The following is an 11,462-nucleotide window of genomic DNA, read 5'->3' as shown; positions in this document are numbered from 1 at the left end:
GGCCGAGACGTCGTCTGTCACCGGACCGCCGAGTGACGCCACGACCGCACGGCGGCGGGGCAAGAGGACGAGCGAGAGGATGAATCGAAGAGTGTCAGCGTCGAGCCGCACGCGCAGTGCGAGAAGCCGGCAGGCCCCACCGGACCGTGCGGCCCAAAGACGCCGATGGCCGCGACCTCGCCGGGCGGCAGCCGCCATCGGCGCAGCCGCCGCCGTGGTGGCTGCGGTAGCCGTGTTCCTGGCCGTCGGCGACGGCTCCGGTCCCACCGGTCCGCGCGCACTGACGTCGGACGAGGCGAACCGGCTGGCGATCACGCGGTTCCGCAACTACGAGGCGCGCGGTCGCGCGGTGACCATCACCGTGCCGGGCACCGCCGGCGGGCTGACCGTCACGGGATCCGTCGACTACCGGGGCAAGCTCGGTTACGGCGTGGTGCGCGGCACCGGGCGCGCCACGTCCAGCGACGGGCTGATCGAATGGACGGCCACCTCGGTGTCGGTCCACCCGATGACGAAGACTCCGGCGTACGCACCCGCGGCGCCGCCCCGATCGGGCTGGTACAGCCGTCCGATGCTGTCGTCCGGCAGCGCCCTGGACAGTTCGCTGACCATCGCGCTCGGTCTCGGCAGCGACCGTCCGGACAACGCCGAACTCCTGCCGCAGAACGGCGCCGCCTGGTGGGGACGGGACCAGGTGGACGGCCATGGCGTGGACGTCATGACCGGGCCGGCCGCCCGCAACCGCTCCGGTACGGCGGGCAACGTGCGTTACTGGGTCGGCTCGGACGGCACCATGTACCGGGTCCGCGTCGGCGTGGGTTCCGAGCCGCAACCCGTGGTCATCGATTTCGACACCCACGAGTACGTTCCGGTCAAGCCGGTGCCGGGAGCCACCCCGGCACCGTAGCCGCAGTTCAGGACGTCTGCACCCGTGCGTTCGAGGCGAGCAGGGACGCCGGCGGCAAGGGGATGCCCGCTGTCTTCGGCAAGGCCGGCACGGCCGGCACGACGGTGGCGCCCGTAGTGGCGGCGTGGGGGAACTGCGGCTGCGGACCAGGCGCCGTGACCTCGGTGAAGGGGATGCCACCGGGCGCTGTCGGCGTCGCCCACCTGCCGGCCGGCGAGGGCGACCCGGCCGGACGCGGACAGGACGCGGTGGTCGCGAGCCGGGCGGGCACCGTGGTCCGCAGATCGTTGCCCCGCAGGCAGTTGCCCCGCCCCCGGGTGGCGGTGGGGAACGTCCAGCCGACGTCGACACCGTTGCCGGTGAACGTGTTGTCCACGATCTGGTTGCCGACCGGGGGTATGTCGGCGGTCGCGGTGATCACCAGCCCGACGTTGCCGTTGCCGGAGATGCGGTTGCGGACGAACTGGTTGTCGCTGCCGCCGTCGATGCCGATGCCGGTGCCCCACCCGCCGTCGGCCTGCTGCGGGGTGGCCCGCTGCTGGTTGGCGGCGATCAGGTTGCCCGCGATGACAGCGCCCTGCTGCGGGAGCAGCTTCTCCTGGTGGTCCGAGTCGGTGGTGAGTCCGACCCGGTTGCCGACCAGGCGGTTGCCGACCACGTACATGTCTCCGCCGGCGTTGGTGCCTTCGTAACCGACCGCGTTGAGTTCGGCGATGTTGTCCCGGACCACGATGCGACAGGGTTTGCACTGTCCGACGTAGATCCCCGAGTCGGCCCCGCCCGACGCGTACGAGTGCTCGATGACACCGTTCTGCGCGGAGAACGCGTAGATGCCGTACAGGCCGTTGCGGGTCGCGGTCACGTACGAGACCAGGAACGACTTCAGGAAGGTGACGGGCTCCTCGCCGGTGTCGTAGCCCCCGCTTCGCCCCGGCAGCCCGGCGGCCGCCTTCGCCGAACCGGTGACCAGGACCCCGTTCTGCGTGTTGTTCTCCACGGTCAGGTTCTCCACGGCCACCCCGGGCGCCGCGACGACGACACCGTTCGGCTGCTGCAACCGTCCGTCGATGACGACCTTGTCCCGGGACACACCGCGAAGAGTGACGCGCGCCGTGTCGATCCTCACCGACTCGTGGTACACCCCCGCAGAGACCAGCACCAGGTCACCGGGCCGGGCCAAGGACACCGCAGCCGAGATCGTCGGGGCATCGGCAGGCACCCGGATCGTCACCTGCGCACCGGCCGGTCGCCGGCCTTCGCCTGATCCGCCGTCACCACCGCCGCACCCGGCCACAAGGGTCAGCGTGACCAGTACCGCCGCCAACACACGAAGAGCTAATCGAGGCATGATCCCAGTCTCGCACGAGGTCCAATTCCTCGCCCAAAACAGGGGGTTGACCGGCAGGCGCTCTCCGGTTGTGGCACTCTGCCCCCATGCACCGACCCGATCACCACCCGTCGCGCCGCACGTTCCTCGATGTCACCGGCGCCGTGGTGGCCGCGGGCCTCACCGCCGGGTGCACAGCGGACGCCGCGCAGCCGGGCCGGCACGCTCCTTCCGCATCGTCCACGCCCGTGACGGTTCCGGCGACGGGCCGGCACCAGGCAGGCGTCACGCTTCCCCAACCGGCCCAGCGCAACCTGCTGGCCGTGGTGGCCGACCTCGATGCCGACGTGGCTCCCGGACCGCTGCTGGCCGAACTCGGCCAGGCCATCCGCGCCCTCGTCGCGGGCACCGACCGGCGGCTGCTGGGCCTGCCGCCGGGCGACCTCACCGTGACCGTCGGCGTGGGCCCCCGGCTGGTGCGCACGGCCGGGGTTTCGCTGCCCGGCGCGATCGACCTCCCGGAATTCTCCCGCGAGCGGATGGACCCGCGAGCGCGCGGCGGCGACCTGCTGATGCAGATCTGCGCCGGCGACGCGCTGCTCCTGCCGGTCGTCGCCGCCGCGCTTGTGGACCAGGCCGGTGAACGCATCCACGAACGCTGGCGGCAGTCCGCACGCCGCGGTGCGAACGTGCCCATGGGCAACGGCCTCACCGCGCCACGGAACCCGCTCGGTTTCATCGACGGCATCGTGGGCCCGCACACGGCCGCCGAGCAAGAACGCGACCTGTGGCTGGCCGGCCCCCCTGCGGTCGCCGGCGGCACCCTTGCCGTACTGCGGCGCATGGAACTCGATCTGCCCCGGTTCGCCGCCCTGTCCGTGGCCGAGCAGGAAGCGGTCTTCGGGCGGCGCCGAGCCAGCGGCGTCCCCCTCTCCGGCGGCACCGTCGCCTCGGGGCCGGAACTCGGCGCCAAGACGGCGGACGGACGCTACGTCGTCCCCGCGGACGCCCATGTGCGCAGGGCCAACCCCGCCGTGGTCGGCACCGGCCTCATGCTCCGCCGCTCCTACAGCATCGACGACCCCGCCCCGGGCCTGCTCTTCATCAGCTTCCAGAACGACCTGCGGACCTTCACCGCCACCCTCACCCACATGGACACCTCCGACGCACTGCTGTCATTCACCACCACAACCGCCGGCGCGACGTTCCTGATCCTCCCCGGCTTCGACCGACAACACCCCCTCGGCTTCCAGCTGTTCCGCTGAACACGCGCCTGTGGCTCCGACCTGATCAGGCGGCCGGCTCGCGGCGGCGCGGACCAGGAAGGAGGGGGAGGAGCAGGTCTCCCAGTGGTCATCGAGACCGACGGTCGCTACCCGCCCCGTGCCGTCCGGCGGAAGGCCGTCGGTGTCGTTCCGGTGCGCTGCCGGAAGAACTTGGTGAAGTCACCGGCCCCGGCGAACCCGAGCTGCTCGGCCACCGCGCCGACGGGGAGCCCGCCGTGGGCCAACTCCCGCTTGGCCTCCAGAACCACCCGTTCATCGACATAACGCTTCGCCGACATCCCGGTGGCCGCCTCCGTGGCCCGGGTGAGGGTACGCCGGCTGTAACCGAGAGCGGCGGCGTAGTCCTCCACCCGCCGGGTGACGGCGAAGTCCCGCTCGACGGCCGTGTGGAAGCGGCGGAACGTCTCGCTCGGCACCGGCCTGCCGGGTTCGGCTGCGTAGGCCGCCGTCAGCCGTTCCACCAGCACTGCCAGCAGGTGCCGCAACACCCTGAGATGCGCTTCCAGCGGCAGCTCCGACGCGGCGTCGTACTCGTACCGCAGGTGGTCCAGAGCCCTCCGCAGCCCCTCGGCAACCGGGCCGGCCGGGCCGAGCGGGCCCCGCGCGAAGGGCGGGTCGGCGACGGTAGCGGCGGTGGTCGCCGCGTCCGGGAAGCCGGGCGGGAAGGCGACCACCACGCCGTCCGCCTCGGGCAGGTCCGGGCCCCAGCGCTGCACCTGTCCCGGCCGGATCCACAGCCAGTCGCCCGCCGCCGGCTCGTACGTCGTGAAGTCCACGGAGACGGTGAGCCGGCCGGAGCGTACCGCGACGAGCTGGTGGAAGGCCGGCCGCAGGGGAGCGTATGGATCGTTGCCGTGCCGCAGCGCGCGCCCGGCCAGCCCCGCCAGATCCATCAGCTCCAGACCGGGCGGCGACCCGGCCGTGTGCCGGAACACCAGCTCCCGGATCACCGGTGAGGAAGACTGTCCGTTTTTGCCCATCGTGAGTCCCGAGCTTACCGCCGTGTGCCATGGCCGCGCTCCTAGGGTGAAGACGTCGGCGCAGGTCAGCGCCGCAGGGGTGAGAGGTGCCGTTGTATGAGACTGATCGTGGGGATCACGGGTGCCACGGGTGCCGTCCTCGGTGTCCGTTTCCTTCGGACACTGGCCGAGCTTCCGGAGGTGGAGTCGCATCTCGTCCTCAGCCGGTGGGCACGCACCACGATCGAACTGGAGACCGGCCTGTCCGCGGACTCGGTCGGCGACCTGGCCGACGTCGTGCACCGCCCGGAGGACCAGGGAGCCGTCATCTCCTCCGGTTCCTTCCGCACCGACGGCATGGTGATCGTGCCGTGCTCGATGAAGACGCTCGCCGGCATCCGCGCCGGCTACGCCGACGGGCTGGTGGGCCGGGCCGCGGACGTCGTCCTCAAGGAGCACCGCCCGCTCGTGCTGGTGCCCCGGGAGACACCGCTGAGCGAGATCCACCTGGAGAACATGCTCGCGCTGTCCCGGATGGGCGTCCGGATGGTGCCGCCCATGCCCGCCTTCTACAACCATCCGCGGACCGTGGACGACATCGTCGACCACCTCGTCGCGCGCCTCCTCGACCAGTTCGACCTGCCCGCCCCGGCCGCCAAGCGGTGGGAGGGCATGCGGGCCGCCCGGGCCCTGCGGCCGGCGTCCTGACGCACACCACGGTCGGCTCCCGTCCCGCTTCCGCAGCAACCTGTCACGGAGTACCCATGCCCTACGACGACCTCCGCTCCTTCCTCGACACCCTCGACCAGGAAGGGCAACTGCTACGTGTCACCGAGGAAGTCCTGCCCGAACCCGATCTGGCCGCCGCCGCCAACGCCACCGGCCGGATCGGGGAAGGCGCCCCCGCCCTCTGGTTCGACAACGTCAAGGGCTTCACCGACGCCCGCATCGCCCTCAACGTGCACGGCTCCTGGGCCAACCACGCGCTCGCCCTCGGGATGCCCAAGCACACCCCGGTCAAGGAGCAGGTGGCCGAGTTCGCCCGGCGCTGGGACGCCTTCCCCGTACCGCCCGAACGACGCGAGGACGCGCCGTGGCGCGCCAACAGCCAAGAGGGCGGCGACATCGACCTCTTCTCCGTGCTGCCCCTGTTCCGTCTCAACGACGGCGACGGAGGCTTCTACCTCGACAAGGCCGCCGTGGTCTCGCGCGACCCCGAGGACCCCGAGAGCTTCGACAAGCAGAACGTCGGCACGTACCGCCTCGAGGTCGTCGGCCGCAACCGGCTGGCCATCCAGCCCGTCCCCGTCCACGACGTCGCCCTGCACCTGCGCAAGGCCGAGGAGCGGGGCGAGGACCTGCCCATCGCCATCACCCTCGGCAACGACCCGGTGATGGCGATCGTGGCCGGCATGCCCATGCGCTACGACCAGAGCGAGTACGAGATGGCGGGCGCCCTGCGCGGCGCGCCCGTGCCGATCGCCACCGCCCCGCTCACCGGCTTCGACGTGCCCTGGGGCTCGGAGGTCGTGATCGAGGGCGTCGTGGAGAGCCGCAAGCGCCAGATCGAGGGGCCCTTCGGAGAGTTCACAGGACACTACTCCGGTGGCCGCCGGATGCCCGTGATCCGCGTCGACCGGGTCTCCTACCGCACCCGCCCGGTCTTCGAGTCGCTCTACCTGGGCATGCCGTGGACCGAGTGCGACTACCTGGTGGGACCCAACACCTGTGTCCCGCTGCTGAAGCAACTGCGCGCCGAGTTCCCCGAGGTCCAGGCCGTCAACGCCATGTACACGCACGGCCTGCTGGCGATCATCTCCACCGGGAAGCGCTACGGCGGTTTCGCCAAGGCGGTCGCGATGCGCGCCATGACGACCCCGCACGGGCTGGGGTACATCACCACGGTCATCGTGGTCGACGAGGACGTCGACCCCTTCGACCTGCCCCAGGTCATGTGGGCCGTGTCCGCGAAGGTCAACCCGTCCGGCGACGTGCTGATCATGCCCAACCTGCCGGTCGTCGAACTGGCGCCCGCCGCGCAACCCGCCGGTATCACCAGCAAGATGATCATCGATGCCACCACCCCGGTCTCCCCGGACGTACGCGGCAACTTCTCGACGCCGGCGAAGGACCTGCCCGAGACGCGCGACTGGGTGACCAGGATCCAGGGCCTCATGGCCGCACGCGGCTGAGCCACCTGGCGCCCCAGCGCCCCTCCGCGCCCTTCCGCGCCCTTCCGCGCCCTTCGCGCACCCGACACCCCGACCTCCGACCTCCGAGAAGGAGATACCGCATGACCGAGTGCCCCCGCTGCGCCTTCGGGACCATCGAGACGCTGCACTCCTCGCCCGTCCCCGGCGTCTGGGACGTCCTGCAGTGCCGACGCTGCCTGTACACCTGGCGCACCACCGAACCCGCCCGCCGCACCCGACGCGAGGCCTACCCCGAGCAGTTCCGGCTGACCCCCGAGGACATCGAGGCCGCCTCCGAGGTTCCGACGGTGCCGCCGCTGCGCACTGTGGCCTGAGAGGCGTACGGCACTCGTTCGCCCGGGTCCGGCAACGGGTGTGCCATGAACACCACCTGCCGGCAGGGATCTTCGTGATCCTGACCAAGGGCCTCGCCCGGGCTTGCCTCCTGGTCCAGGCCCAGGGCCTGCCCGGTGGCACCCGGGCCGCGGACGCCGCCGCCCGCCCGCACACCTGGCTGGTGTGCGGGCGGGCGGTCTGCTGAGGCCCCGGACCGATCAGGCGCAGTACCGGCCGTTGCCGTCGGGCCCGCCGCCCAGGGCGGTGGCCGACACACCGCACGGCGAGAAGATCTCCGTGCGGGTGTTGTAGCCCTCCGCCTGGAGCACGAAGTTCTTCGTCGCGGCCGTGGAGGTACCGAGGGGGAGGGTCCAGGTGTACGTGTAGCCGCTGACGGTGACCGGTACGGTCGCCACCGGCGTCCACGACCAACTCCCGTCGTACACCGTACTGGCGTAGCGGTAGAGCGTGGTGCCCTCCACCATGTAGTCCGCGCAGACGAAATTCCACGCGTTGTAGTTGATCGGCCAGGCGGGCGCGTCGCAGCCCGTTCCGTCGCCCGACCAGACGTACAGGCGGTGGAACGAGTACGGGACCAGGAAGTCCGCCGAATAGGTCGTGGACGACGCCGACGCGGACACGCTCACACCGCTGACCGTCTTGCCGCCCGGCAGCGACATGGTCGTGACGGTGACGGGGGCGGAGTAGCCGGAGGCGTCGCCGTTGGCGGCCCGGGCGCTCACGGCGATGCCGTATGCCTTGCCGCCCGGTGTCAGTCCGCCGACCGTCGCAGTCGTCATCGTCCCGGGCAGCTTCAGCACGTGCGAGCCCACTTCGAGCTCGTACTGGGCGGCACCGCTGACGGGCGACCAGGTGAGCGTGGCGGAGGTGTAGTCCGACTTGGTCACCTTCAGAGCGGCCGGCGCGGCCGGCGTGCTGCCACCGGTGGTGTAGGCGTCGGCAGGGGCGACGCTCGGTGAGCCGCCCTCGACCGCGCCCTGCTCGGCCGTCCAGTAACTGCCGGCCGGCAGCGTGTCGTAGGGGTTGGAGAGGGTGTCGTCGGTGATGTCGACATACCCCGCTCCGCGCTCCTCGGCCTTCTTGGCCACCGCCTGGACCTGGTCCGCGGGGGTGTCGTAGATGATGTGCCAGATCTCCGAGGGGCTCTTCGGTGTCCAGCCCAGGTTCTGGTAGCCGGAGCCGACGTAACCGGCGTAACTGCCCTCGTAGGTGAGCAGCACATCGGCGGTGCCCTCGTAGCACTGCGGCACGATCGCGCCCGGGTTGAGCACGGTCATCGCTCCCGGGTGGGCGCGCTTCACGTAGTTGTTGATCTCGTGGTACCAGGTGGGCACCTCGTTGCCGGTGCCGCACTCGTTGTAGCCGTCGTCGAAGAAGATGCCGCCCATGGCGCTGCCGTAGAGGCTGTACCAGGCGTTGATGTCCTCCTCGATCTGCATGATCCAGTCGGCGGCGGCCTTCGAACCGAGTCGGGTGGCGCGGTTGTCGGCCAGCCCCATGTACCCGGTGTCGACATAGCCGAGCACCTTCTTGCCGGACGCGGCGGCCCGGTCGATCACACGGGCCCAGGAGGAGTCGGCCGCCGAACCCGGCCCGTTGAGCACATTGGCCACCACGACGGTGGTCTTGTCGGAGGGCGAGGCGATCAGCCGGTCCCACGCGGGGTCGGTGGGATAGATGTACGAGGCGACGGCGATCTGCTGCTCGCTGGTTCCGGTGTTGAGCCCTCCCCAGTCCCGCATCGCCTCGTTGAGGAGTTCCTCCAGCTCGGTCATCTGGTCTCCGACGGCCCGCGCGCCGTCACCGACGGTACTGCCGAACCGGGAAGTGAGCCCCGGGGCCTGCGCCTTCAGCCAGTTGCCGAAGTTCTTGAAGGCCGTGGCGAGGTTGGCCTTCGCCCACGGCGCCAGGTACTTCTCCCAGGTGTAACCGCCGGCCAGTCCCAGCAGACCGGCGATGATGATGTCCCGGGTCGCCTGGGGCGTACCCAGGTCTTTGTCGAAGCCGTGCTTCACGATCATCGTCACCATGGCGGTCACCGTGGTCTGCAACGGGGTGCAGACCAGGGGGATGATCGCGGCACCCACACCGGAGGCCGTCAGGCCCCCGATGCACAGCACTCGCAGTCCGTAGCCGGCGGCCCAGCCGATGACCGTGGAGGCGACCCATGCCCAGAAGCCGCCGGTGGCTTCGACCTCGGCGGCGGGAACGGTGACGGTGAAGCCGTCACCGCCGGAGGTGGCGGCCACCGTGCCGTCGAAACTCGGCCAGTCCGAGGTGTCGATCGCGGCACCGTTGACCGAGTCCGCCGCGATGTCCTGCTTGATCGCTTCGCCCAGCCCGCCGTGGTCGGCTATCTCCGCCTGCATCTGCGGGACGATGTCGCGCAGGGTGGCCGGGTCAGCGCCGATGTCAGAGGCCTTCAGAGTGAGAGCGAAGTCCCCGCTCGACGTGGTGGCCGTGGTGATCGCCGAGGCGACATCGGCCGCCGACCTCGCCGACGTCGCCGCCTGAGCGGTCTGCACCGACGTGAGAAGGCCACCGAGTATCGCCACGGCCACCGTGAGGGCGACCAACGGCCGCCGCACGCTGTGGCTGTCCCGCCGACGGGCCGGACCGCCGGGACCGGCGTACCGCGGTAGTGAAGCCGCGAATACCGCGGCCTTTGCCACCCATGTGCAGGAGATTCTCAGAAATGTGCGCACCTTGGTGCAGCTCTCCCTGGAATGAGAAGGAATCGGTGACCGTCGCCTGTCGGGCGGCGGTCACCGATGGAAGACCTTGTCAGTCAAGAGGAACCAGGAAGCCCGGGCTGGGACGGTCGGTGAATTCCTCCTTCCGGTACGACGTCCTCCGGGTGATCACCAAGTGTGGGTGCGCATCAACCGCTGCATATCGCGCCGTGAGGCAGGACGTGGTGACGCCGGGAGCGGACAGGGGCGCGGCGTGGTCCCACGTTCCTGCGCCCGGTTGCGGGGCGGATGGTGTCAGGGGCTGGGGACGCGCAGGAAGCCTTCGGTGTACTGTGCGCGCCCGAAGCCGGACGACCAGTCCTGAGGCCCGTTCTCGACGATGTCGATGAAGACGTCCTGGCCGCCGACGCCGAGGGGTTCCAGCTGCTCGGCGACGGCCTCGAAGACGCGTTGCTCGACCTCGGTGGCGCGTCCCGACTGGGTGAAGATCTGGATCATCACCAGCCGGCCGGTGCGTGCGAAACCGAGGCCGGCATCGAGGGCGATGACGTGATCCGCGTCGTGCTCGGTGACGACTGGAACCTGTCCCGCTCGGGGATGTCCAGCACGCGTGCCGCCCCGGCGTGCAGGACGGCCGCGTCGATGTCCGGCACCCGGCGGGAGATCTCCGCGACAGTGCGGATCGAGGCGTTGTCGCCGCTGACGTAGACGGTGGGAAGGCCCTGCCCGGACAGCACGAATCCGGTGACTTCGCCGTTGACGTTCCCGTCGGCGTCGCGCTCGCCGTCCTCGGGGCCGTGGACCGCGGGGAGCGCCGGCACGGTCACACGGGCTGCGGTCTTGAAGGGAGTCCGCAGGGTCTGCATGGTGTGGTCGGGGTGGACGGGCTGGCCGGAGTCGGCCCGAGCAGCGGGAGCACCTGAATCACTTGCAGATGAGGACGCTGTCGCAGTAACCGATTCCCTTGGGGACAGGCGCAGTGTGGGGGAGGTCTTTCCGGCTGTTCAGAATGTAATACCCGTCGGCCGGTCCGGCACCCGCCCCGATGACGATCATCGTTTGCTCGCCCATCTGTTCGTGCGTGGGGGTGACGACAGATTCGTACAGCGCATTGAAGAGGTTGTACTGCTGGAAGCTGTCGACGTGGACCACGCGGTAGCTCCGCGGGTCCGGCTGCGGTGGATTCTTCTCCTCGTCCACGCCGGTGACCGTGGTCAACCGGTTGGGCCAGCTCTTCAGATCCCCGGCGACCGTGCCCGCTTGACGGGCTTTGTCGAGCTCGGCTTTCACCCCTTGGCGTACGGCGGACATGTGGATGTGCAACTGGTCGTGGGAGCGGGACCCGGCCGCGTTGATCCCCAGCCCGACAGTCCCCCATCGCGGTTTTGAGAACCAGTAGTCGGATCGCTCCACAGCTATCTGCCAGTAGTTGTTTCTGGCGAATGCGCCGGATATGAGGGCCGGGCACTCGATCCCTCTGATGCGATCGGTGGGAACGAGGAGGTATCCCTTTTTTCCTTTGGACACCAGCCAGAAGGTGCCGACCGGCCTCTCTTGGCACTCCCAAGCCATTTTCCACAGGGAGTCCGGGTCACCGGGGTCTCCGCACAGGACGTCGGACGGTGCGGTGAGGGTGTTCTTCCCATGCTCGCCGGTCATGGCAGCACCTTTCGGGGTGATCGAGCGGCAAGTGGCGTGCCCGGCGGGGAGCGTCCTCGGGCCGGTCCTGTTCAGAGGGATC

The 11,462-nt window shown here is 70.2% G+C and carries 11 protein-coding genes and 1 pseudogene; 6 read left to right on the top strand and 6 right to left on the bottom strand.

The genetic code is table 11. From position 1 onward, the window contains the following. Positions 1 to 217: 217 nt before the first annotated feature. A complete protein-coding gene (locus ACFC02_RS20925) occupies positions 218 to 907 on the top strand; it encodes a hypothetical protein (protein ID WP_376359177.1) in 690 nt (229 codons plus the stop codon). A 7-nt stretch (positions 908 to 914) separates the two neighbouring features. Here ACFC02_RS20925 and ACFC02_RS20920 read toward each other — a convergent pair whose 3' ends face one another. Continuing rightward, positions 915 to 2,126 carry a right-handed parallel beta-helix repeat-containing protein gene (locus ACFC02_RS20920; RefSeq protein WP_376359168.1) on the bottom strand — a complete coding sequence of 404 codons (1,212 nt, stop codon included), beginning with the start codon at positions 2,124 to 2,126 and terminating at the stop codon, positions 915 to 917. Positions 2,127 to 2,341: 215 nt separating this feature from the next. On the opposite strand from ACFC02_RS20920, the gene ACFC02_RS20915 reads away from it, so the two are divergent. Then, positions 2,342 to 3,499, top strand: coding sequence for a Dyp-type peroxidase (locus tag ACFC02_RS20915; protein WP_376359165.1), 1,158 nt, complete (start codon positions 2,342 to 2,344; stop codon positions 3,497 to 3,499). A gap of 107 nt (positions 3,500 to 3,606) precedes the next feature. Here the strand turns inward: ACFC02_RS20915 and ACFC02_RS20910 are convergent, their stop codons facing one another. Beyond that, positions 3,607 to 4,500 carry a helix-turn-helix domain-containing protein gene (locus ACFC02_RS20910; protein WP_376359161.1) on the bottom strand — a complete coding sequence of 298 codons (894 nt, stop codon included), beginning with the start codon at positions 4,498 to 4,500 and terminating at the stop codon, positions 3,607 to 3,609. 96 nt (positions 4,501 to 4,596) lie between these two features. On the opposite strand from ACFC02_RS20910, the gene ACFC02_RS20905 reads away from it, so the two are divergent. The 4 genes from ACFC02_RS20905 to ACFC02_RS20890 all read left to right on the top strand — a co-directional run bounded on the left by ACFC02_RS20905 (position 4,597) and on the right by ACFC02_RS20890 (position 7,212). Beyond that, on the top strand, positions 4,597 to 5,187 hold the full coding sequence (locus ACFC02_RS20905) for a non-oxidative hydroxyarylic acid decarboxylases subunit B (protein WP_376359158.1): 591 nt from the start codon (positions 4,597 to 4,599) through the stop codon (positions 5,185 to 5,187). A gap of 56 nt (positions 5,188 to 5,243) precedes the next feature. Continuing rightward, positions 5,244 to 6,671 carry a non-oxidative hydroxyarylic acid decarboxylases subunit C gene (locus tag ACFC02_RS20900; protein ID WP_376359155.1) on the top strand — a complete coding sequence of 476 codons (1,428 nt, stop codon included), beginning with the start codon at positions 5,244 to 5,246 and terminating at the stop codon, positions 6,669 to 6,671. Positions 6,672 to 6,772: 101 nt separating this feature from the next. Beyond that, positions 6,773 to 7,006 carry a non-oxidative hydroxyarylic acid decarboxylases subunit D gene (locus ACFC02_RS20895; RefSeq protein WP_360970827.1) on the top strand — a complete coding sequence of 78 codons (234 nt, stop codon included), beginning with the start codon at positions 6,773 to 6,775 and terminating at the stop codon, positions 7,004 to 7,006. Positions 7,007 to 7,080: 74 nt separating this feature from the next. Then, a complete protein-coding gene (locus tag ACFC02_RS20890; RefSeq protein ID WP_376359152.1) occupies positions 7,081 to 7,212 on the top strand; it encodes a hypothetical protein in 132 nt (43 codons plus the stop codon). Between the two features lie 13 nt (positions 7,213 to 7,225). Here ACFC02_RS20890 and ACFC02_RS20885 read toward each other — a convergent pair whose 3' ends face one another. The 4 genes and pseudogenes from ACFC02_RS20885 to ACFC02_RS20870 form a co-directional block, all read right to left on the bottom strand. After that, positions 7,226 to 9,553, bottom strand: a complete 2,328-nt coding sequence (locus ACFC02_RS20885) for a spherulation-specific family 4 protein (protein ID WP_376359149.1) — start codon at positions 9,551 to 9,553, stop codon at positions 7,226 to 7,228. A 462-nt stretch (positions 9,554 to 10,015) separates the two neighbouring features. Next, a complete protein-coding gene (locus tag ACFC02_RS20880) occupies positions 10,016 to 10,267 on the bottom strand; it encodes a tautomerase family protein (RefSeq protein WP_376359174.1) in 252 nt (83 codons plus the stop codon). A 59-nt stretch (positions 10,268 to 10,326) separates the two neighbouring features. Continuing rightward, positions 10,327 to 10,548: pseudogene (locus ACFC02_RS20875) on the bottom strand (MBL fold metallo-hydrolase); the annotation flags it as partial. 97 nt (positions 10,549 to 10,645) lie between these two features. Next, entirely contained in the window at positions 10,646 to 11,380 is a 735-nt protein-coding gene (locus tag ACFC02_RS20870) for a CDP-diacylglycerol diphosphatase (RefSeq protein ID WP_376359146.1), read from the bottom strand. Between the last annotated feature and the right edge of the window lie 82 nt (positions 11,381 to 11,462).

The sequence above is a fragment of the Streptomyces sp. NPDC056160 genome (genome assembly GCF_042268205.1).
Classification (GTDB): Bacteria; Actinomycetota; Actinomycetes; order Streptomycetales; family Streptomycetaceae; genus Streptomyces.
The sequence above is the reverse complement of the archived record's forward strand: the minus strand, read 5'-3'. Positions and strand labels throughout refer to the sequence as shown.